17 protein-coding genes are annotated in these 20,882 nt (G+C 65.5%); 8 read left to right on the top strand and 9 right to left on the bottom strand.

Annotated features, from left to right (window positions below; translation table 11 throughout):
* Positions 1-184 precede the first annotated feature (184 nt).
* From AB5I84_RS09250 to AB5I84_RS09235, 4 genes are all read left to right on the top strand, one after another.
* A complete protein-coding gene (locus AB5I84_RS09250) occupies positions 185-1,417 on the top strand; it encodes an NADH:flavin oxidoreductase/NADH oxidase family protein (RefSeq protein ID WP_369455567.1) in 1,233 nt (410 codons plus the stop codon).
* A gap of 63 nt (positions 1,418-1,480) precedes the next feature.
* On the top strand, positions 1,481-3,667 hold the full coding sequence (locus tag AB5I84_RS09245) for a patatin-like phospholipase family protein (RefSeq protein ID WP_369455566.1): 2,187 nt from the start codon (positions 1,481-1,483) through the stop codon (positions 3,665-3,667).
* A 15-nt stretch (positions 3,668-3,682) separates the two neighbouring features.
* Entirely contained in the window at positions 3,683-4,117 is a 435-nt protein-coding gene (locus AB5I84_RS09240) for a P-loop NTPase family protein (RefSeq protein ID WP_369455565.1), read from the top strand.
* Entirely contained in the window at positions 4,114-4,260 is a 147-nt protein-coding gene (locus AB5I84_RS09235; RefSeq protein ID WP_369455564.1) for a hypothetical protein, read from the top strand. Before AB5I84_RS09240 ends, AB5I84_RS09235 begins: the two co-directional genes overlap by 4 nt.
* Positions 4,261-4,566: 306 nt before the next feature.
* On the opposite strand, the gene AB5I84_RS09230 is transcribed toward AB5I84_RS09235, so the two are convergent.
* The 4 genes from AB5I84_RS09230 to AB5I84_RS09215 form a co-directional block, all read right to left on the bottom strand.
* Complete coding sequence (locus tag AB5I84_RS09230) at positions 4,567-7,668, bottom strand: error-prone DNA polymerase (RefSeq protein WP_369455563.1); 3,102 nt, start codon at positions 7,666-7,668, stop codon at positions 4,567-4,569.
* Positions 7,669-7,832: 164 nt separating this feature from the next.
* Positions 7,833-8,549, bottom strand: coding sequence for an SDR family NAD(P)-dependent oxidoreductase (locus AB5I84_RS09225; RefSeq protein ID WP_369455562.1), 717 nt, complete (start codon positions 8,547-8,549; stop codon positions 7,833-7,835).
* A 143-nt stretch (positions 8,550-8,692) separates the two neighbouring features.
* Positions 8,693-9,292: a nitroreductase family protein gene (locus AB5I84_RS09220; RefSeq protein WP_369455561.1), complete on the bottom strand. Its 600-nt coding sequence runs from the start codon at positions 9,290-9,292 to the stop codon at positions 8,693-8,695.
* 192 nt (positions 9,293-9,484) lie between these two features.
* Positions 9,485-10,186: a pirin family protein gene (locus AB5I84_RS09215; RefSeq protein WP_369455560.1), complete on the bottom strand. Its 702-nt coding sequence runs from the start codon at positions 10,184-10,186 to the stop codon at positions 9,485-9,487.
* Between the two features lie 189 nt (positions 10,187-10,375).
* On the opposite strand from AB5I84_RS09215, the gene AB5I84_RS09210 reads away from it, so the two are divergent.
* Entirely contained in the window at positions 10,376-11,302 is a 927-nt protein-coding gene (locus AB5I84_RS09210; protein ID WP_369455559.1) for a LysR family transcriptional regulator, read from the top strand.
* Between the two features lie 32 nt (positions 11,303-11,334).
* Here AB5I84_RS09210 and AB5I84_RS09205 read toward each other — a convergent pair whose 3' ends face one another.
* The gene (locus tag AB5I84_RS09205; RefSeq protein ID WP_369455558.1) at positions 11,335-11,940 is read right to left on the bottom strand and encodes an HPP family protein; all 606 of its coding nucleotides are present in this window, start codon (positions 11,938-11,940) and stop codon (positions 11,335-11,337) included.
* 327 nt (positions 11,941-12,267) lie between these two features.
* Entirely contained in the window at positions 12,268-13,293 is a 1,026-nt protein-coding gene (locus AB5I84_RS09200; RefSeq protein ID WP_369455557.1) for a hypothetical protein, read from the bottom strand.
* Positions 13,294-13,460: 167 nt separating this feature from the next.
* Here AB5I84_RS09200 and AB5I84_RS09195 point away from each other — a divergent pair, with 167 nt between their 5' ends.
* Positions 13,461-14,750: a DUF2157 domain-containing protein gene (locus AB5I84_RS09195; protein ID WP_369455556.1), complete on the top strand. Its 1,290-nt coding sequence runs from the start codon at positions 13,461-13,463 to the stop codon at positions 14,748-14,750.
* Entirely contained in the window at positions 14,747-15,469 is a 723-nt protein-coding gene (locus AB5I84_RS09190) for a GDYXXLXY domain-containing protein (RefSeq protein WP_369455555.1), read from the top strand. The genes AB5I84_RS09195 and AB5I84_RS09190 overlap by 4 nt, the downstream gene beginning before the upstream one ends.
* A 1,127-nt stretch (positions 15,470-16,596) precedes the next feature.
* On the opposite strand, the gene ada is transcribed toward AB5I84_RS09190, so the two are convergent.
* Together ada and AB5I84_RS09180 are read right to left on the bottom strand one after the other, a co-directional pair.
* Positions 16,597-17,640, bottom strand: a complete 1,044-nt coding sequence (gene ada, locus AB5I84_RS09185) for a bifunctional DNA-binding transcriptional regulator/O6-methylguanine-DNA methyltransferase Ada (RefSeq protein ID WP_369455554.1) — start codon at positions 17,638-17,640, stop codon at positions 16,597-16,599.
* Between the two features lie 84 nt (positions 17,641-17,724).
* Positions 17,725-18,726 carry a helix-turn-helix domain-containing protein gene (locus AB5I84_RS09180; RefSeq protein ID WP_369455553.1) on the bottom strand — a complete coding sequence of 334 codons (1,002 nt, stop codon included), beginning with the start codon at positions 18,724-18,726 and terminating at the stop codon, positions 17,725-17,727.
* Positions 18,727-18,863: 137 nt separating this feature from the next.
* On the opposite strand from AB5I84_RS09180, the gene AB5I84_RS09175 reads away from it, so the two are divergent.
* A complete protein-coding gene (locus AB5I84_RS09175) occupies positions 18,864-19,799 on the top strand; it encodes a sterol desaturase family protein (protein WP_369455552.1) in 936 nt (311 codons plus the stop codon).
* A gap of 86 nt (positions 19,800-19,885) precedes the next feature.
* On the opposite strand, the gene AB5I84_RS09170 is transcribed toward AB5I84_RS09175, so the two are convergent.
* A complete protein-coding gene (locus AB5I84_RS09170; RefSeq protein WP_369455551.1) occupies positions 19,886-20,839 on the bottom strand; it encodes a DUF6607 family protein in 954 nt (317 codons plus the stop codon).
* Positions 20,840-20,882 lie beyond the last annotated feature (43 nt).

Raw genomic sequence — 20,882 nt, 5'->3', positions numbered from 1 at the left:
ATGGGCAATTGTCAGAATTTCGCATTGGCTTGCAGAGCCGTGGCGCGAGGCGCTGGAGCCGGTGGATGTGGCCCGACCGGACAGTGGTGCGGGCCCGCGCCAGTGCATAATCGACCGCGTTCCTGCCCCAGTGCCGCGAGACTCTAAGGCGCACATCCCGGGGCGTCCACACTTGGAGAACTCCATGCTGATCAATGAACCCCTGACCCTGCCGTGTGGTGTGACCATCAAAAACCGCATCGGCAAGTCCGCCATGAGCGAAACCTTGGGTACCCGTAACAACCGCGCCACCCCGGCGCTGACCGCGCTGTATCGACGTTGGGCGGCGGGTGGGGTCGGCCTGAACATCACCGGCAACGTGATGGTGGACCGCCGTTACCTGGGTGAACCGCAGAACGTGGCGGTGGAAGACCGCACCCAGATGGAAGCGCTGCGCGCCTGGGCTCGCGAGGGTACCCGCTTCGGCACCGAGCTGTGGATGCAGCTCAACCACCCGGGCAAGCAAAGCCCGATTATCCTGTCACCGAAAACCGTGGCGCCATCGGCGATTGGTTTTTCCAACCCACAGCTGAAGCGTTTCTTCGCCATGCCGCGGGCACTGACCGACGACGAAATCCGCGACATCATCGCGCGCTTTGCCCGCACCGCAGAGATCGCTAAGGACGCTGGTTTTACCGGTGTGCAGATCCACGGCGCCCACGGTTACTTGGTTAACCAGTTCCTGTCGCCGTTGCATAACCAGCGCGACGATCAGTGGGGCGGCTCGCTGGAGAACCGCATGCGCTTTGTGTGCGAGATCTACCTGGCCATTCGCGCGGCGGTGGGCCCGGAATTCCCGGTTGGCATCAAGCTGAACTCGGCGGATTTCCAGCGCGGCGGCTTCACTGAAGAGGAGTCGATGCAGGTGGTGGAGCGGCTGGCTGAGCTGGGCATGGATCTGATCGAAATTTCCGGCGGCACCTACGAGCAGCCGAACATGGCCGGCAAGGATCAGAAAGAGAGCACGCGTAGCCGTGAGGCCTACTTCATCGAATACGCCGAAAAGGTACGCCAGCGGGTGTCAGTGCCGCTGATGGTCACCGGCGGCTTCCGCACCCGCGCTGGCATGGAAGCCGCGCTAGCAAGCGGCGCCACCGATCTGGTTGGGCTGGCGCGCCCGTTGGTGCTGGATCCGGATTTCCCCAACCTGGTGCTGTCCGGCTCCGATCAAGCCAGTCCGGTGAAGCCGATCCGTACCGGCATCAAACCGGTGGACGACATGGCGATGATGGAAGTGTCTTGGTACACCTTGCAGCTGGCGCGCCTGGCGCGCGGCAAGGCGGCGGCCAAGGACGCCTCCGGTCTGGTGTCGTTGCTGAAGGTGGTCGGTGTAGTGAGCTGGCGCCGGTTGCGCATGGGACGGCTGCGCGCGGCCTGAGTCCGGCTATAATCCTCCGTCGCGGCCGGACACACCCGGCCGCTTGGCGCGGGCGGAGGTGGTATGCGGTGGTGGCAGAGCGGGCTGGTGAGCCTGCTGTTGGCGGGGCTGTGGTGCAGCGGCGCGGCGGCACAGGATGAGCGCGTCGGACTGGTACTCAGCGGCGGCGGCGCGCGCGGGTTTGCCCATATCGGGGTGATCCGGGCGCTGGAGGAACGCGGCATCCAGGTCAACGCCATCACCGGCACCAGCATGGGCGCCATCGTGGGCGCCCTGTATGCGTCCGGCAAGAACGTGGCGGAGTTGGAAGACATCGCCCGCACCACCGACTGGGCCTACGCCTTCACCGACAACTCGCCGCGCACGGACCAGCCTTATATCTTCCGCCAACTCGATGCTGGCCTGGCCGCCGATTACCGGCTGCTGATCAACCAGGGCCGGGTGGTGTTCCCGCGGGGTGTCATTCAGGGTCAGCACCTGACCCAGATCCTTGATGAACTGTTTGCCCACGTCGATCGGCTGCGCCGTTTCGACCAGTTGCCGATCCCGTTCAAGGCCATTGCTGCTGATCTGGTCACCGGCGAGGAAGTGGTGATGGATCGCGGCCGACTCAGCACCGCGGTGCGCGCCAGCATGTCGATTCCAGGACTGCTGGAGCCGGTGGAATGGCAGGGCAAGTTGCTGGTGGATGGCGGTATCGCCAACAACATGCCGGTCGGCGTGATCCAGCAAATGGGCGTCGATCGCCTCATCGTGGTGGATGTTGGCAGCCCGGCACGCAGTCTCGATGAGATCACCTCAGTGCTGGAAGTGGTGGACCAGCTCACTGGCATGTTGGTGCGCCAGAGCGCCGAGCGCGAACGCAAGCTGATGCAGCCTGACGATGTGTTCATCCGCCCGCCATTGAGCATTACCAATGCCAGCTTTGGCGACGCCGATGTGGCGATGGAGGCCGGTTACAGCGCCACCGTGGCAGCCCTGGAAGCGGCCGGCTGGGCGGCTGCGGCGCCGCTGCCGAGCGTCGAGGAGCGGGTGTCGTTTACGCCGACGCGCATTGATTTCATTGAAGTGGTCAACGACGGCCCGGTAGCCGAACGGGTGGTGCGCAACCTGATTCGCCAGCCGCTCGGCGAGCCGCTGGATACCGAGCGTTTGAAGCAGGACATTTCGGAAATCTATGCGCTTGATTATTTCCGTGAAATCCGCCACGAAGTGGTGCGCCGCGACGGCAAGGCGGGGCTGCGCATCGTCGCCCATCGGCGCGAAGCGGGCAGTAACTTCCTGCGCATCGGTCTGCGCCTGAGCGATGACTTTAACGGCAACACCGACTTCGGTCTTGGCGCCAGCCTGCGCATGGCGGGACTGAACCATCGCGGCGGCACCGCGTTCTTCCGCGGCGATATTGGCACCACGCCGCGTTTCGAGGCGCGCTTCCTGCAGCCGCTTGACCACCACATGAATTACTTCATCGAGCCGTTGGTGATGTACCAGTCCGACCGCATCGAGCTGTTCGACAGCAACCTGCAACCGGAAGCTCTGGCCAGCTACGAACGCAGTGAGCGCGGCATGGGGCTGTTTGTCGGGCGCCAGTGGCTGCGGCTGGGAGAATTCCGCGCCGGGGTCGTGCGCCGCCGTGGACGGCTCGACTTCCGCAGCGGTATCGACCAAGGCAATGTGCACTTCTCCGACGGTTATTACAGCGCGCGGTTGGGCTGGGATTCGCTCGACAACCTGGCGTTTCCCACCGGCGGCGCACGCTGGGCGGCGGAATGGCAGTGGCATGATCCTGGTATCGGCGCGCCTTCCAGTTTCAGCCGTTGGGAGCTGGGCGCCACCTGGGCCCACACCATGGGGCCGCTGACCATGTTGCTGGAGGGCGATCTGAAGACCGCCGACAGTAATGATCTGGGCGTTACCAATCTGCTGCCGATCGGCGGCTTCCTTGAATTGTCTGGCATCGCGCCGCGCAGCCGCTGGGGACAGCACCGCGCCCTGACGCGGTTAGTGGCCCTGACACCGCTGGGTGAGAAAACGCCATTGCCGTCGCCGGTGCCGCTCTACCTCGGCGCGTCGCTGGAACGCGGTAACGTCTGGGAAACGCGCGATGAAATGCGTTGGTCCGACGCCACCGTGGGCGGCAGTGTGTTCCTCGGCGCGCGCACGCCGCTGGGGCCGGCTTACCTGTCGGTGGGCTTCGCCGAAGGCGGCGACTATTCGGTGAACATCTTCCTCGGCGAGTTGTTCCGTTGATGGCGTGGTGAGCGGGTGAGCGCCACCGTGCGGCCGCTGCACGCCATGGCAGACCGACCGCTGCCAAGCTTGGCGCAACTGGGCCCGCGGGTGGTGATCCTTGGACCATCGGCTAGCGGCAAGTCCACCTTGGCTACCCGCATTGCTGCCCGCCAGCAGCTGCCGGTGGTGCATCTCGACCAGCTTTATCACCGTCCAGGAAGTGATTGGCAGCCGCGGCCGTTGGCTGAGTTTGCCGCCCAGCACCAAGCGGCGGTAGCGACGCCAGCTTGGGTGATGGAGGGCCACTACAGCACTTTGTTGCCGGCCCGGTTGGCGCGCGCCACCGGGTTGATCGTGTTGGATGCCAGCACCGCCGTGAGCCTATGGCGCTATCTGCGTCGAACCCGCACCGTCATCCGCGGGCGGGCGGTCTGGTGGGCAACCGTGACCGCATCAAGTGGAGCATGATCCGGCCTATCACCGTGGCGACGCCGCCGAACCGGCGCCGCTACCGGCAGCTCTTTGCCGAGGTGACATTGCCGAAAGCCTATCTGGGTTCGGTGGCGGCGCTGGCTGCGGCTTACCGGCAGTGGCAATTGCCAGCGCCGTAAGGGGTGTGCACGCCAATGGCCAGTGCGCGGGTCGAGCCCACGCAGCACGGCGCTGACTGCAGCAGCCGGTCGCGGGTTTTATCCTTGATTGCGTTGTGGTGCGGTTGTTACTGGAGCTCGGTTGCGTCGTCATCAGCTCGGGCCGCCTGCTGTTGCTGTGCGCGGTAACGTGAGGCGCCGCGCGGCTTTTTTCCGACAGAGTGATCACGGCTCCAAGCCGGTGAGCGTCACCCTGGCTTGGTCAGCGCTGCGCGCGCTAAAACAGCCCGCGAACAAGCTTGTATCGCCGCTGTGCAGATGCCGGATTCAATGAAAATCGTGGGAGTCCGGCCGCAGCCCGGCCAGCGCGCTGCTGTGATCGGTAATGCGGCCTGCCACCAGATGCACCACCCCCTCCGGGCTTTTTTCCAAGGTGCCGGTGATACCTATCAGTACCCCGCCCAGCAGGGCGCGTCGGTAGCGCTCTTGCAGCGTGCGCCACACCACCACATTGGTGTTGCCGGTCTCGTCTTCCAGCGTCAGGAATAACACACCGGAAGCGGTGCCGGGGCGCTGGCGGGTGGTAATCAGCCCGGCCACCCGCACCAGCGCGCCGTGACGTTGGCGGCGCAGTTGGCGTGCAGTGAGGTAGTGACTGAACGGCGCCAGTGGCCGCAGCAGCGCCAGCGGGTGCCGGCCCAGCGACAGATGCAAGCTGGCGTAGTCGGCGCGCAGACTATCGAATTCCGACGGCGCATCCAGGTATACCGGGCTGTCGCGCAGACTGTCGGCGGGCAGCAACGGGCTGACGGGTGGCACCGCCTGCATCGCCCAGTGCGCCTGGTGACGGTGGCCGCACAGGCGCTGTAGTGCGTTGGCGGCCACCAGTGCACGCCGGGCCTTGGGGGGCAGCGCCGCCCGTTGGCACAGTTCTGCCACGGAACGAAAACGACCTTGTTGGCGGGCCGCCACCACGCGTTCGGCGGCCTCCTGCGCCAGCCCTTGGACCTGGCGCAGACCGACCCGCAACGCCGGTTGCAGGCCGAAACGCAAACGCTCGGCATCTTCCAAGCTGTAGTCCCAGTGGCTGTGGTCGACGCACACCGGCCGCACCTCAATGCCGTGGCGTTGGGCGTCCTGCAACAGCTGCGACGGTGAGTAGAACCCCATCGGTAGGCTGTTCAGCAGCCCAGCGTAGAACGCCGCCGGATGGTGGCGTTTCAGCCATGCCGACTGGTACACCAGCAACGCGAAGCTGGCGGCATGGGACTCCGGAAAACCGTAAGCACCGAAGCCCTTCATTTGCTCGAACAGGCGCTCGGCAAAGCTGGCGTCGTAGCCGCGTGCGCGCATACCCTCCAGCAGTTGATGACGAAATTGCAGCAGCTCGCCGCTCTTGCCCCAACGCGCCATGGCGCGGCGCAACGCATCGGCATCGCCGGCGGTGAAGCCGGCGCACACCATCGCCATCTTGATCACTTGTTCTTGGAAAATGGGTACGCCCAAGGTGCGTGCGAGGATTTGCTCCACGGCCGGATCGGGGTATTGCACCTGTTGCGGTGCCTGCCGCCGCTGCAGATAGGGGTGCACCATCTGCCCCTGGATCGGGCCTGGGCGCACGATCGCCACTTGCACCACCAGATCGTAGAAGGTGCGTGGGCGCAGGCGCGGCAGCATGTTCATCTGCGCGCGAGATTCCACTTGGAACACGCCGACGCTGTCGCCGTTGCAAAGCATGGCGTAGGTGTGCGGGTCTTCCGCCGGCAGGTCGGCCAGCGTCAACGGTTGCCGGCGGCGCGGATCCTGCTCATTGATCAGCGCCAGCATGCGCCGCAGCGCACTGAGCATACCCAGCGCCAGCACGTCCACTTTCAGCAGTTTCATCGCTTCCAGGTCGTCTTTATCCCACTGGATCAGGGTGCGGTCCGGCATCGCGGCTTGTTCCACCGGCACCAAGGTCGACAGCGGCGCATCGCTGATGACGAAGCCGCCGACGTGCTGGGACAGGTGGCGCGGGAATCCCACCAGTTCTTGCACCCGCAGCTGGAACTGGCGCACCCGATGCGAATCGCCGAGGCCGGCTTCGCGCAGCCGCTGCGACAGCGTGTCGGGTTGGTCCCACCACGCCAGTTGGCGGCTGAGCAGTTCCAGTTGCTGGCGGTCGATGCCCAGCGCACGGCCGACATCACGGATCGCCGAGCGCAGCCGGTAGCTGATCACGGTGGCGGCCAGTGCGGCGCGATCGCGGCCGTATTTGCGGTAGATGTACTGGATCACTTCCTCGCGCCGTTGGTGTTCGAAATCGACGTCGATATCCGGCGGCTCATCGCGCTCACGGGATAGGAAGCGTTCGAACAGCAGTTGGCTGCGGGCCGGGTCCACTTCGGTGATGCCAAGGCAGTAACACACTGCCGAGTTGGCTGCTGAGCCGCGTCCCTGGCACAGGATGCCGCGCCCACGGGCGAAGCGGACCAGGTCATGGACGGTGAGGAAAAACGCCTGATAGCCCAGTTCGTCGATCAGTGCCAGCTCGGCCTGCAGCTGCTGCTGCACCGCCGTCGGCACGCCGTCTGGATAGCGCTGTGTGGCGCCGGCCTGCACCTGCTGACGGAGGTGCTGCTGGGCAGTGAGACCGTCTGGCACGATTTCACGCGGATAACGGTACTGCAGTTGGCGCAGCGAGAACTGGCAGCGCGCGGCGATGTGCAGGCTTTCTTGCAACAACGCCGGCGGATACAGCTGTGCCAGGGTCGCCAGCGGCCGCAGGTGGCGCTCGGCATTGGCGAAGCGGCGGTCACCCAGTGCGTCGACGCTGGTGCGGTGGCGCAGTGCGGTGAGTACATCCTGCAGTGGCTGGCGCTCTGGGCTGTGCATGTGGGCATCGTTGCTGGCCACCATGGGCAGCCCATGGGCATCGGCCAGCGTTAGCAAACGCTGGTAGTGGCGCCGGTCGCTGCCGGTGTGCAGCAGCGCGCAGGCAATCCAGAGCCGGGTCGGGAAGCGTTCAGCGAGTGCCGTCAGTGCTTGGTGATCGGCCACCTCATCGGTGGCGGGGCCGGGGCTCCACAGCGCCAGCAGGCCATCGTCGGCGTCGTCGAACAGCGCCAAGTCGGCGTGATAATGGCCCTTTTGCGGGTGTTGGCGAGCGCGGCTGATGCGCCGGCACAGGTCGGTGTAGGCGCTCTGGTTGCTGACCAACAGCACCAGCCGGCCGGGTAGGTCGGTGAGGCGGAATTGACTACCGATGATCAGCGGCAGGCCCACCGCTTCAGCGGCGCAGTGCGCCCGCACCACGCCGGCCAAAGAGCATTCGTCGGTGATCGCCAGCGCCCGGTAGCCCAGAGCACTGGCCTGTCGCACCAGTTCCGCCGGCTGGCTGGCCCCGGTCAGGAAAGTGAACGCGGAGGTGGTGTGCAGTTCGGCAAACATGGTCCGGCCGCATGCAGGAAACAGGGCCCGTGAGCGGGCGCCGTCCTTGGCGCCGGGGAGACCATCACGGGGGTGGTGTTGCAGTACCACGGATCCGTGTGCTCACGGGACGGCCAGATTACTGTCCTTTTGGACAGTGTGTCAACAGGGCGCAGCGCAGTGGTTCAGAAGCGCGGGTCGGCGATCGCCGGCAGCACCAATTCGCGCACATAACTGGCCGGCGACAGCGCCAGCAGGCTTTGCACCAGCTGCACCACGTCGTGGAGCGGGATCAGCGCGCCGTCGCCGTGGGCGGCCGCTTGTGACAGCGGCACGCGCAGGTCGTGGTCGGTGTTGAGGTAGCCCAGTTGTAGGCAGGTGACGCCGAGATTCTGTCCACGGTAGTTCTCACGCAGCGCGTCGGCGATGCCCGACAGCGCGAACTTGGTAGCGCCGAACGCCACTTCCGGACGCCCGCTGCCGGGCAGGCCGGACGTGGAGCCGGTCAGCAGCAGTCGCGGTTTATGGCTGGTGAGCAAGCGCGGTACCAACAGCTGCAACAGCAGCAGCGTGCTGGTGAGGTTGGTGTTGACCAGGTCGGCCAGTTGCGCCGGGTCTTGGCTGAGAAAATCGTAGTCGTCCGAGAACGCGGTGGCTTCCCAGATGCCGAGGTTGCAGATCAGCACATCCAGCGCGGCCGGGGCTTGCTGCGTCAGTTGTTGCAAGGCGGGCAAGGGTTGGCTGAGGTCGGCTTCGATCCAATCCAGTGTCACTTGTTGGGGCAGTACCAGGTCATCGGGACGCCGACGTGACACGCCGATGACACTGTCGCCGGGCACGCACAACCCTTCCACGAAGGCGCGGCCCAGTCCTTTGCTAGCGCCAATCACCATCAATTTCATTGGTCGTTACCTGTTGCCGGTCGGTGCGCGGGGCACCTATGGTGCGCTGACGACACGCGGCTGCAAACCGCGGAGTTGAGAGATTGGCGTAGAAGGCGTGGGGGAGGGCGGCTGCGCCCGGGTAACCGGGCGCAGCACAGTGATCAGGCAAACACGCGGAAGCGCTCGGCGTCGTCGATGAAGGCTTTCGGTGCGAACTCACCTTGGTGTGAACCAAACGGCATCTGCGCGCGCAGCACCCAGCTTTCCGGCAGCTGCCACTCGGCGTGGGCGGCGGCGTCAGCCAGCGGGTTGTAGTGTTGCAGACTGGCGCCGATGCCGGCCTCTGACAGCGCGGTCCACACCGCCAGTTGCGCCATGCCGCTGGCCTGCTCGGACCATACTGGGAAGTTGTCGGCGTAGAGTGCGAACTGCTCTTGCAGGCTTTTCACCACGTTCTGGTCTTCGTAAAACAGCACGGTGCCGGCACCGGCGGCGAAGCTGTCCAGTTTGGCCTCGGTGCCGGCAAAGGCGTCCGCCGGCACGATCGGGCGCAGGGCGTCTTTAACGAAGCCCCAGAATTTCACGCTCTGATCGCCGAACAGCACCACCACCCGTGAGCTTTGCGAGTTGAAGGCGGACGGCGAGTGGCGCACCGCGTCTTGGATCAGGGCGGTGGCGGCTGCTTGGGACAGCGGCAGATCATTGCCCAACGCGTACTGGCTGCGGCGGGCTTGGAGGGCGTTAACGAAAGCGTTGCTCATGCTGCGGGTTCCTTGGCAGAGAGTGCAGAAAAGGCGCTCGGCGCAGGGCGCCGGAGCGGTATCGGGTCGGCAGCGGCGGCCGCTGGAAGCGGGCCGCGCCACGGTGATCGCCATCATAAGTGCAGGACGAAGCGATCAAAACCATTGAAATGGAATAGCAGTGTTTCGGATTGCAGCACGCTGGCCGCTGATTCAGGCGCCACTGTCCACCAGCACCAGTTCGGCCTCGTCGAGTGCGGTGATCACCAACTCGGTTTCGCCGTGGATGGCGGCGCCGTCGCGCGCGTCCAGCGTCAGTTCATTGACCATCACCCGGCCACGGGCCGGCACCAAGTAGCCGTAACGCTGCGCGGAGGCAAACCGGTAGTGCAGCGTCTGGCCGGCGCTGAGCGTAGCGCCGAGCACTTCGGCATCGGCGCGAATCGGCAGCGCACCCTCCGCGCCACTGCCGCTGGCCAGAGTCACCAATTGCCCGGCCCGTTGCTGGCGCGGGAAGGGTTTTGTGCCCCAGGCCGGTGCGGTGCCGTGCTCACGCGGCAGCAGCCAGATTTGAAAAATCTGCGTGCTGTCGGCTTCCTGGTTGTACTCCGAGTGGCGGATGCCGGTGCCGGCACTCATTACCTGTACATCGCCGGCTTCGGTGCGGCCTTGGTTGCCGAGGCTGTCGCGGTGACTGATAGCACCGCGGCGCACGTAGGTAATGATCTCCATGTCGGCGTGGCCGTGGGGCGGAAAGCCGCTATCGGCGGCAATGGTGTCATCGTTCCACACCCGCAGCGCGCCCCAGCCCATGCGCGCCGGGTCATGGTAATTGGCAAAGGAAAAATGGTGTTTGGCGTCCAGCCAGCCGTGGTGGGCGCCGCCAAGATCAGCAAACGGACGGTGTTCAATCATGGGCTCTCTCCCTGGTCGGTGAAGCGATGGGCACAGTTTAAGGCAGCGCGTCAGGTGCCAGAACCGGCGCAATGGAAAGCCATCAATTCCATTTAGCGCGCCGCGGTTGGAGGCGGCCGGACGGCTGTGCAAGACTGTGGCCCGGCCGCCGCGAGCGGCGTGGATTTTGCCGATGGAGCAGCAGCGACCATGAAAAAATTACCGGACCTGGAGGCCTGGGCGATCTTCGCCACGGTGGCGGAAACCGGCTCGTTCGCCCGCGCTGCGGAGCTGCTTGGCTTGTCTCAGGGCACCGTGTCCAAGGCGGTCACCCGGCTCGAACAGCGCATGCAGATCACGCTGCTGCACCGTACCTCCCGCAGCATGTCGCTGACCGAAAGCGGCGCGGCGGCGCTGGAGCGCGCGGAACGCATCCTCGCTGAAGGCGAAGCGGTGGAAGCGGAAGTGATGGAGCGTGGTTGCAGCTTGCGCGGCGTGATCCGCATGTCGGCGCCGATGTCATTTGGGCTGTCGCAATTGGCGCCGCTGCTGCCGGACTTCATTGCCGCGCACCCCGAAGTGCAGCTCGATATTCAGTTCGACGACAAGCAGGTGGATCTGGTCAGCGAGGGCTACGATCTGGCGCTGCGCATTGCCAATCTGGTGGATTCCAGCCTGTTGGCGCGGCGGCTGTTGCAGGTGCGGCTGTTGTTGGTAGGTGCGCCGAGTTATTGCGCCCGCCATGGTGCGCCGGCGCACCCACAGCAGCTGCAGGGCCACCAGGGGCTGATGTACAGCTACGCGCCGTCCGGCAACAGCTGGCGTTTCCGTCATGCTGAGCACGGCGAGTGTTCAGCGCAGATGGCCACCTTGATCCAAGCCAACAATGCCGACGCCTTGAAGCCAGCGCTGGAAGCCGGATTGGGGCTGGCGGTGCTGCCGGAGTTTCTGGTTTGGCGCGAACTGGCCGAGGGCCGTCTACAAACGGTGATGGACGATTGGGAAGTGGCGCCGATTGCGCTGCACTTGGTCACTCCCCCGGGTCGACGTCGGCCGCTGCGGGTGCAGACGTTTATGGATTATCTGGCCGGGCGCTTGCGCGAGGCGCCTTGGGCCCAGCCGCTGGTGGACGACTGAGCGTGGTCAGCAGCGGCGCTGCGTAACGCTGCTCAGGCAGTGTCCGTCTCTCGCCGCGCCCACAGCGGATAAGGAATGCCGATCAGGCGGTTGAGAATGAACGCCTGAGTGAGCAGCAGCAGAATACCGAGCAGCAGGGTCTGGATCTGGTGCCACTGGCTGACGCTGCCGAGCGCCACCATCAGCGCGGTGGCGGCCGCCGGCGGATGCGCCACCCGCAGCAGCACCATCAAGAAACAGGTCAGTCCCAAGGCAAAGCTGATGGCCGCCACCCGTGGCAGCGTGACGCCATCGATCAGCGCGCTGCCGGCATCCCCGAGACCGAACAGCAGCAGACTGGCGAAGCCCAGTGAGGCGCCGATGGTGTGCGCACTGAGTACGTTGCGCGGCGACGACGCTTCCGCCAGCGGCAGGTAGAACAGCAAGAAGGCAGTGGCCCCGAGCGAGGGGAAGATGAACACCTCCTGCGTCACGAAGGCCAGCATCGCCAGCAGACTGGCGCTGAAGGTGGCGTTGATCAGGCTGGCGGCGGCCAGCGCCAGGCGCGGGCTGACACGCTTGCGCAAACCATTCAGATGCAGCAACCGCAGCAGGCCGGAGCCCAATTGCCAGCGGATGCGCTCGTTGCGTTCACTCATGACGAAACTGCTCGGCGTCGGCACGGAGCCGGGCATGATAGCGAAGCCGGCCGCTGGCGGCACCAGAAAGGTAACCGGGGGCGATGGCCCTGCGCCCGCGGCGTCAGAGTGTTCGGGCGGCAGCAGCAAAAAAGCCAGTCGCGGGACCAGGGCGTGTTGCTGAGCGACAGTGGCTGGCAGTGCGGACTCTGGGCGACGGCGGTGTGCTGCTTGGACGGTACCGCAGGTCGTTGGTGGCCGTGCGCTCGCGGCGCCAGAGTGAGCGGGCGGCATCAGCAACAAGGCCGGTGATAAAACCGGCCTTATCGAGCAGAGTGCGCAGCGGCTTCAGCCGAGCAGGGCCAGCGTGCTCTCCGCCTGCCAGAACGGCTCCAGTTGGCGCCGTACCTGTTGCTCCAGCACCCCTTGCTCACGCAGGTGGTCGAGGATCGCCGGTGCATAGTGCAGGATTTCCCGCTCGATCATGGCGCTGTCCACGCCCATGTCTTCGATCAGGCTGGCGAGGCTGCCGTCGCCGTATTTCTGGAAGAACCAGTCGATGCCGGCGTCGATCATGGCTTGCAAATAGCGCGCTTCGCGGAAGGTTTTCCAGAATTCCAGCCCGGCCACCATGGCGTCTTCGATCTCATCCTGGGTCACGTATTGCTTGATGCGCGACAGCGGCTGTTCCTTCACTTCCTGCCAGTAATCGAGCACTGCGCGGCGCACGTCACCGCTGGCGATGGCGCGTTCCAGCCGCTGTTCAGTCTGGCCGATCAGCGACCGGGCGTTGACGGCAATGTATTTTTTGATGCTGGCCTCGGCGGTCTTTTCCAGCTTCGGTGCGGCGCGATTGACCACCGACTTGCCCAGCTTCAGCACCGAACTGGCACCGGGAATGTGACCGGCGACGCTGGCACCCTGGTCGACGAAGCCGCGAATGCCACGGTAGAGCAGGTCGGAAATCAGCCGGATGGTGATCGGGCTGCCGGCCAGTTGGCCGAGCAGACGCTGGTGCAGCACCTCCATTTCCAGCACCACATCGACCATTTCTGCCACTTCTTGGTCGCTCACCACATCACCGAAACGGTGGGTGTCGTGGCCGGGGTGGTTGTAGACGCGTTCGGCGATCTCACCGATCAGTTCGGGAATCGCCGGCGGGATCGGCATCTCGATGGCGTAGCGGCGCGCGGTTTGGCGCACCTGTTCGGCGGTCACCAGCGTGGTCAGCGGCGTGCGGTCCATCAGTGCCAGTGCCTGGCCGATTTCTTCCCGTACCCGCTCGGCAAAGCGTTCGCCCTGCAACTGGTCGAGCACGAACTGCACCTGGGCGTCGAGCAGCCGGGTGGCGAGGGCGTGGCGGGAATCGGTCATCGGGGCATCCTCGGGCAGCGGAAAGCAGGAAGCTGCAGCTTAGAGACTTTGCCCGGCCGGCTCCTTGGCAGGTGCGCCCTAGGCTGGCGCTTGTGCAGCAGTAGGCTGACAGCGGCCGGCGCCGGGTGCACACTGCCGCCACCGCATCACCGCACTGAGGAGACAGTATGACGGTGCATCGCACATTCGGGCGCGATCTGCAGCAGCAGTTGCCAGGCTGGGTGCAGGACGGTTTGGTCAGTGCCGACCAGGCTCAGGCGCTGGCAGCTCGCTACCCGCTGCCACATCACGGACAGGGCGGCGTGCGCGCCTTAGCGCTACTGGCGGTGCTGTGCCTTGGCGCGGCGCTGTTTTTGGTGATCGGTCACAACTGGGACCAGTGGCCGCGCATGCCGCGCATGTTGGCGCTGTGGACGCTCACGGCAGCGCTCAACGGCGCCGGCCTGTGGCGCTGGCTGGCTGGCGCGCGTCACCAAGCGGTGGGCTGGTGGCTGGCTGGCGCCATCAGCTACGGCGCCAGCATCATGCTGGTGGCGCAGATTTATCACCTTGGTGAGCATTTCCCCGACGGCCTGTTGTGGTGGGCGCTGGGCGTGCTGCCGGTGGCGCTGCTGAGCCGCAGTCGCCTGTTGCATGGCGTGCAGCTGCTGCTGGCGACGTTGTGGGCCGGCAGCGAATGGAATTACAGCTTCCCACTTTGCTACGGCTTGTTTGCCGCCGCAGCGCTCTATCAATGTGTCTGGTGCCGGCGCCAGCCGCTGCTGTTGCTAGCGGCCTGGAGCGGATTGCTATGGTGGCTGGCGGCGTTGCTGCTGGTGGCCACCGGCAGCAGTTCACCGCGCGGCGACCATGTGGTGCTGATGATGCTGTGCTTGATGCCGCTGCCGGCGGCGCTGTACGGCATGGCGGCCGAGCACCGGCTGCCGTTCCGCCGTGCCGACAGCCGGCTGATACTGGCGCTGTCGACTTTGGTGGCCGCTGGAGTGGCGTTGGTATTCAGCTTTGTTGATGCCTGGCAAGCGGCCTGGTACTGGGAAAACGGCCGTTTCACTGCCCAGCAGGGGGCGCTCGCGCTGTCGCTACTGGTGGCGCTGGCACTGAGTCCGCGCATGCCGGCGTACGTGCGTTGGCGGGTACTCGGAGGGGGCGCCCTGGTGGCGCTGCTGCTGTGGGGCGGCCTGACGGTGGCAAGCCAGCAGCGAGAACAGTTGCTGGCGCTGGTGATGAACTTGTTGGCTTTGGCTGCCGGCATTCTGCTGATCCGCGAAGGCGTGCAGCGGCGCCAAGGGCTGACTTTCTATGGCGGCGTGCTGCTGGTGCTGGCGCTGGCGCTGGCCCGCTATGTGGAATTGATCGGCGACTATCTGACCTCGGCGTTGCTGTTCGTCGTGGCCGCCGGTGTGCTGGCCGGGGCCGCCTGGTACTGGCGCCGTCTGCCGCAGGAGCAACAGCCATGAGTCGCGTGATAACAACCTCGCCGTGGAACTGGCGGGTGTGGCTGCTGGCGCTGGCGCTGCTCGGCCAGCTGTCGGTGTTGGTGGGGGAATACCTGCTGGCGCAGTACCCGCTGTGGGTGGGCGAATCCGTCACACTGCGCATGCAGCCGCGTGATCCGCGCGACTTGTTCCGTGGCAACTACGCACGCCTGCAATACGACATTTCCCAGTTGTCGCCCAGCCTGCTCAATGCTGACCAGGACCCGCTGCGTGATGGCGCGCGTGTTTACCTGTCACTGGCGGTGGATGAGCACGGCATTGCTCAGCCGGTAGCATTGAGTCTGACCGCGCCAGCAGCTGGCCCGGTGATTCGCGGCCGTGTGCGCCATCACTGGGGCGGCGATTGGATGACGGTGGAGTACGGCATCGAAGCTTGGTTTGCGCCGCTGGACAAAGCGCTGGCGCTGGAACGTGATCTGATGCAGGGCGGGTTGGCGGAAGTGAAGCTGACCGCCAGTGGCCGTGCCGCACTGGTGGCGGTGGGGCCATTGCCGGAGGGCATGGCTGCGGCGCGTCCCACCACCGGTGAGCCGGCGATCGAAGCCGCTGCCCGCCGCGCCGCCAAGCAGGCTGCGGCTGCCGCCAGACAAGCCACTGCTGACAGCGCCAAAGACCCAGCCTCCGCACCGCCCGCCACTGGGGCGGCGGTGAAGCAGGCGCCGGGACTAGAAGTGGAGTGAGCCGAGCGGCTCTCGGTCGGCGCCGGGCGGACTGAGAGTGGTTGGAGCGTTCGCTGGGGGCACTAGGTCCGGGTAATGGACCGTTGAGGGGATAGAGCCAACATGGCAGGCGCGCCTCAAAGGAGGCAAACGGGCTGTGCGCGGTTTGAGAGGCGGGTGCCGGCGCACCAACCGGGCCGCCGCGCCGATCTTCGCCTGGTGGCGTCGGACCGCGCAGGGCCAGACCGAGTTGGACGACTGTTCGCGGAGTGGGCCGAGCCAGCCAGAGCTCAATCAGGTTCAGCCCTCAGTGGGTGCTGGCTGCTTGCTCGGTAGTGCCGCCCCACCTTAAAACGACGTTGTTCCCTTTTCTGGGGCGATAACTTCACGCCGCGCAATGCCATGTCCACCTCAAACTGCTGCTGCAGGGCACCGGCTGCGGTGTTGCTCTACCACCCGTTAGGCCAGCACCACCGATGTCAGGTTATCGGTGGCACCTAGGTTATAGACGCCGTGCAGCGTGCGGTAATAAAGGGTGCTTCCCCAGCAGCACAGCCGCCACAAACCCAGGTTGAGTGCTGTTTTCCGCCGTGCGACGCCCCCCATTTTCGCTTGCATCCGATGGCCCAGCAGTGACTGGAGCGGTAGCTGTTTAGTGGAGCGCCTGTTGGCCGGGCATCGCCAAGGCCAGTCGATCGCTGGGGCGGTTGCTATCACAGGCTCGCTTTAGGCTTCTTCCCCTCAGCGCTGCTGCCGCGAGCTGGTGTTCAGTTTCGCGCTGCTGCTCCCCATTTCCGCTCGCACTCCATGGCCCGACAGTCACCGAAGCGGCAGCTGTTTGATTGCTGGCTGGTTATCGAGAGCAAGTGATCGGTGGGGCGGTTGCTATCGCACGCAGCGCCTTGAGCTTCTTCCCCCAGCAGCACTGCCGCCGCAAGCCCAGGTTGAGTGCTGTTTTCCGCCGTGCGGCGGCCATCATTCCCTCTGCTGCTCGACCGCCCCACGGAAGCTAGACAGGCTGCTGTTAAAGCGTATTGCTGCTGGCCGGGCAGCGCTAAGGAGGTGCTGCCAGTGTCGGGCGCGCCTCACTGGTAGCGGCTGCATGCTGCCGGTGTCCTGTCCAATAGAGCTTTGCTGCTAACCGGCCCTCAGTCCTCGTCCGTGGCGGCGGCTTCCCGTTGCAGTAACTCCCGTTTGCGCTCGATGCCCCAGCGGTAGCCGGACAGGCTGCCGTCCTGGCGCACCACCCGATGGCAGGGCACCGCCAACGCCACCTTGTTGGTGGCGCAGGCGCGGGCCACGGCGCGGGTGGCGGAGGGCTGGCCGAGTTGGGCGGCGAGCTCGCTGTAGCTGACGGTGGTGCCGAGCGGGATTTGCTGCAAGGCCTGCCAGACCCGTTTCTGGAACGCGGTGCCTTGCAGGTCCAGCGGCAGCGCCAACGCCCGGCGCGGGTCCTCCAGCCAGCCGATCAGGGTGGCGAAGGTGCTGGCAAATTGCTGGTCATCGCCGTGCAGGGCGGCATCGGGAAACTGGTCTTCCAGGGCCCGCACCAGCTCGCCCGCGTCATCGCCCAGATAGAGCGCGCACAGCCCGCGTTCGGTGGCGGCCACCAGCAGCGCGCCCAGCGGGCAGTCGGCCACCGCAAAGCGGATCTGCTGGCCGTGGCCGCCGCGTCGGTAGCTGCCCACCGGCATGCCCAGCCAGGCGCCGGCGTGCTGGTAAACGTGGCCGCTGGCGCTGAAACCGGCCTCGGCCAGCGCATCAATGGTGCGCGCGTGGGGCGTGCTGAGGCTGTGCTGCAAACGTTGGGCGCGGCTGACCGCGCTATAAGCGCGTGGGGTGAGTCCAGTATGGGCGCGAAACTGGCGCAGAAATTGCGCCTCGCTCAAGCCCGCCCGGTGCGCCAACTGCGCCACGCTGGGCGGCTCGGCGTGGTCGAGCGCGCGGCAGGCGGCGGCGATGGCGGCACTGTGATCAGGGTGATGACGGGCCCGGTAGCCGGCCGCCTCAGCTTCGGCAGCAGTATCAAAAAACACCACGTTGTCGCGCCGGGGTCGGCGGCCGCCGGCGCTCGGCTGGGCGTAACAACCGCTGCTGAGCACGGCATACACGAAATGGCCGTCGGCGTCGGCGTTACGCTGCTGCACCGCTTGCCAGCGGGCGTCATCGGTGGCGTAGGGCGAGGCTGTCATGGATTGAAACTCCGCATCAGATCGGTGCCCAGCATAGCGGCGCCGGGTGGCAAATAAACGCTGCCAGCCTGCATCCGGTGGCGATCAGGGGCGTAACTGGCGGGCGCGGCGGAACGCACCCGGAGTGCGTTGATACCAGCGCTTGAAGGCGCGGCTAAACGCGCTCTGTTCGGAAAACCCCAGCAGCAGCGCCACGTCGCTGAGTGACAGCCCTGGGTCGGCCAGGTAATCCAGCGCCAGCCGCGCGCGCGCCTGATCGAGGAACTGTTGCCAGGTCAGACCACGCTCCGCCAACCGCCGCTGCAAGGTGCGTGGCGAGCGGTGCAGGGCGGCGGCGATCACCTCCAAACGCGCCTCACCCTCGGTCAAAAAACGCGGCAGTGCACTGCGCAGGGCGGCATCCATGGGGTCGGTGTCGGGTAGCGTTTCCAGCAGCGCTTGCGCTTGGCGGTCGAGGATCGCTTTCAGCGCCGGGTCGCGCAGCGGCATGGGCTGGGCCAGCAACGCCACCGGGTAGCGCACCCGTACATGGTCATCGCCAAAATGCACTGGGCAGCGGAAGAACCCGCTGTACGCGGCTTGCGCCTCGGCGTCCGCCTGACCGATGAAATGCACTGAAGTCGGCGGCGGCAGCTCCGGTAGCTGGCGGCGTAGGAAACTGAGCATGGCGGCAATGGCGGCGCCGTCCGCCCGTTGGCCGAGGCCGCCGGTGAGGTGTTTGGGCCAGTGCAGTTCGGCGTGTTCGCCGTCGCTGACCATTTCCGCCACGTCCAGACCGTAGAACAGCTTTTCGTAGCGCTTGTAGGCCCACATCGCCTCGCCAAGGGTGTGGGTGGCCAGCACCAAATAACCGAGCACGCCCACATGGCGCGGCTGGATGCAGGCGCCGATCGACAGCTCCGGGGCCGGTTGCGCCGGGCGCAGCGCCACCGCTTGTTCGAGGCAATCACGCCAGAACTCTACTGGCACCACATCGTCTGCCACCCGTTGCAGCACTGCTGCCCGCAGGGCCGGTGCCGGCAGTCGTTGTTGGTCGAGCCAGTCCAGCAGCAGGCTGATCCAGGCGCCGGTGACGCGAATAAGCATAGTCGGAGTGCCCTGTGGCGTAGATAGTCAAAAAGGTGGCGTCGATAGTCAATCAACTCCCGCGGCCGAGGGCAACAATCGGTGCATCACGGCGCGGTACGGGCGTGCCCGCCGTACGGCTTCATTGGGAGAATGAGATGTCACTGATCACCATGTTCGAGGACGTGCTGGCTAGCAGCGGCGTGCTGGAACTGCTGGCGTTGGCGCCGGCATGGATGGCACTGGACCTGCGCCAGCTGATTTTCGCCATTGCCACGCCGGTCTTCATCGGCATCACGCTGCTGGAATACCGGCGCATCAAACATGACCCGGCGCGCTTTAACCTGCGCGAGGCGGTGCGCAACTTCATGCTCGGCGCCGGCTATCAGACCACCGAGCTGTTGTTTGCCGGTCTGTTGGTATTTCCGCTGTACGCGTTCGCGTACCACTACCGTCTGTTCGAATTGAAGCTGACGGTCTGGACCGCGCTCGCCACCTTTGTGCTGGTGGATTTCACCTATTACTGGCTGCACCGCGCCAGCCACCGGGTGCGCTGGTTCTGGGCCGCCCACGTGGTGCACCACTCCTCCGAGCGCATGAACTTCTCCACCGCCATGCGCCAGAGCGCGCTCAACGTGTTCATCGGTTACGGGCTGTTCTTCATGCCGATGGCGCTGCTTGGGTTCAACCCAGTCTGGATCGGGGTGTGCTATGCGCTGTCGCTGGTGTACCAGTTTTTCATCCACACCACGCTGGTGAAGCGACTGCCGGCGCCGGTGGAATGGATCATGAACACCCCCAGCCACCACCGCGTGCACCACGGCCGCAACCGCGAGTGCATCGACAGCAACTATGCGGGCGTGTTCATCATTTGGGACCGCCTGTTTGGCAGCTTTGTGGATGAGCGCGGCAAGGGCGAACTGCATTACGGCGTCACCCGGCCGCCGGCCAACGACGGTTTCCTGACCATGTGGACGCATGAATACCAAGCCATGTTCCGCGACATGGCGCGTCCCGGCAGCCTGTGGCAACGCTTGCAGCATTTGTGGCGTGCGCCGGAGTGGGAACGGCCGGAGACCAAGCGCGAGCGCTGAATGGGTCGCTGAGAAATACAGGCGCCGGAGAGGGCTGCTCTCCGGCGTTTTTTTATGGCCGGGCGCGCATCCGGCCAGACCAGTATTCAGCGCAAATAAGGGGCGATCAGCGCCGCGATGCGGGCGCGCAAGGCGTCGTCGTCGAGTTGTTGGTGGGACAAATCGTTGGCGTCGATCAACAGCGCCATCAGGTGTGAGCCTGCCAACTCCACCGGATCGTGGGGCGCCAGCACCAGCTGTGGGCGCTGCGCCAGCAGCTGCGCCCAGTGCTCGCGCACGGCAGCCCAATAGCGCGCGGTCTGTGCCCAGTAGCGCTGTGCCGGTTCGAAGTCGAATTGGTCATCACGGCGGTAATGGTTGAGACCACTTTCGTGGGCAATGACCCGGTCGGCCTGCTGCTGCCATTTGAGGTTGTCCTGGCCGTGGACCCAGCCGTCGGCGGTGAGCACATGACGGTTGATGCTGATCAGCGCGTCGTAATCCTGACGCACGCTGTGCTCGCGCCGGGGCAGCGGTCGCAGCGTGCTTTCCGATACCCACTGGCTGACACCGTGGGCGTGTTGCCAACGTCCGAGGCCGGCGTAGCGGGGGCTGTCGTCCACTTGCCAGACGGTTTGCAGCCAGCGGCCGGCGGCCTCCGTCGCCGCCACCGGCTCGTTGGCCCAGCGGTAGCCGCCTAGGTAGCGCCAACGCTGTTGCGGCTGCCAAATCCACTCTTGGCGCCAATGCTTGGTGACGTGGCCGCGACCGGAAACGAGCAGGTGCTGCAACACGATGTGATCCGGTTGATCGCGCAGCACTAGCACCAACTCCTGGCCGCCGGAGTGATAGTCGTCGCTGGCCATGCTGCCGGGCACGAACACCATATCCTGTTGAAACTGGAAGCTGACCTGATAGCCGCCCGCCATGGCGAGAATGGCGGCACGGTCAGCGGCTGGCGGTGCGTCAGCGGCATTGGGCAGCGTTTGGCAGCCGCTCAGGGCAGCGAGCAGCAAGCTGTAGAACGCCAGCAGTGGCCAGCGTGAACGAGTAGGAGGCATGGTGCGGGGTCCAGCAGGGCAGAGACCGCATCCTTTCATTAAT

Source organism: Alcanivorax sp. REN37, from assembly GCF_041102775.1.
In the GTDB taxonomy this organism is placed as follows: domain Bacteria; phylum Pseudomonadota; class Gammaproteobacteria; order Pseudomonadales; family Alcanivoracaceae; genus Isoalcanivorax; species Isoalcanivorax beigongshangi.
This window is presented reverse-complemented; position numbering and strand designations above follow the sequence as displayed.

What these genes read in the sequence shown, in the direction of transcription:
- AB5I84_RS09225 (WP_369455562.1), bottom strand. Translation starts at nt 8,549, where the DNA reads ATGAAATTGATGGTGATTGGCGCTAGCAAAGGACTGGGCCGCGCCTTC.
- ada (WP_369455554.1), bottom strand. Translation starts at nt 17,640, where the DNA reads ATGACAGCCTCGCCCTACGCCACCGATGACGCCCGCTGGCAAGCGGTG.
- AB5I84_RS09190 (WP_369455555.1), top strand. Translation starts at nt 14,747, where the DNA reads ATGAGTCGCGTGATAACAACCTCGCCGTGGAACTGGCGGGTGTGGCTG.
- AB5I84_RS09180 (WP_369455553.1), bottom strand. Translation starts at nt 18,726, where the DNA reads ATGCTTATTCGCGTCACCGGCGCCTGGATCAGCCTGCTGCTGGACTGG.
- AB5I84_RS09215 (WP_369455560.1), bottom strand. Translation starts at nt 10,186, where the DNA reads ATGATTGAACACCGTCCGTTTGCTGATCTTGGCGGCGCCCACCACGGC.
- AB5I84_RS09195 (WP_369455556.1), top strand. Translation starts at nt 13,461, where the DNA reads ATGACGGTGCATCGCACATTCGGGCGCGATCTGCAGCAGCAGTTGCCA.
- AB5I84_RS09200 (WP_369455557.1), bottom strand. Translation starts at nt 13,293, where the DNA reads ATGACCGATTCCCGCCACGCCCTCGCCACCCGGCTGCTCGACGCCCAG.
- AB5I84_RS09170 (WP_369455551.1), bottom strand. Translation starts at nt 20,839, where the DNA reads ATGCCTCCTACTCGTTCACGCTGGCCACTGCTGGCGTTCTACAGCTTG.
- AB5I84_RS09175 (WP_369455552.1), top strand. Translation starts at nt 18,864, where the DNA reads ATGTCACTGATCACCATGTTCGAGGACGTGCTGGCTAGCAGCGGCGTG.
- AB5I84_RS09245 (WP_369455566.1), top strand. Translation starts at nt 1,481, where the DNA reads ATGCGGTGGTGGCAGAGCGGGCTGGTGAGCCTGCTGTTGGCGGGGCTG.
- AB5I84_RS09250 (WP_369455567.1), top strand. Translation starts at nt 185, where the DNA reads ATGCTGATCAATGAACCCCTGACCCTGCCGTGTGGTGTGACCATCAAA.
- AB5I84_RS09235 (WP_369455564.1), top strand. Translation starts at nt 4,114, where the DNA reads ATGATCCGGCCTATCACCGTGGCGACGCCGCCGAACCGGCGCCGCTAC.
- AB5I84_RS09230 (WP_369455563.1), bottom strand. Translation starts at nt 7,668, where the DNA reads ATGTTTGCCGAACTGCACACCACCTCCGCGTTCACTTTCCTGACCGGG.
- AB5I84_RS09205 (WP_369455558.1), bottom strand. Translation starts at nt 11,940, where the DNA reads ATGAGTGAACGCAACGAGCGCATCCGCTGGCAATTGGGCTCCGGCCTG.
- AB5I84_RS09220 (WP_369455561.1), bottom strand. Translation starts at nt 9,292, where the DNA reads ATGAGCAACGCTTTCGTTAACGCCCTCCAAGCCCGCCGCAGCCAGTAC.
- AB5I84_RS09210 (WP_369455559.1), top strand. Translation starts at nt 10,376, where the DNA reads ATGAAAAAATTACCGGACCTGGAGGCCTGGGCGATCTTCGCCACGGTG.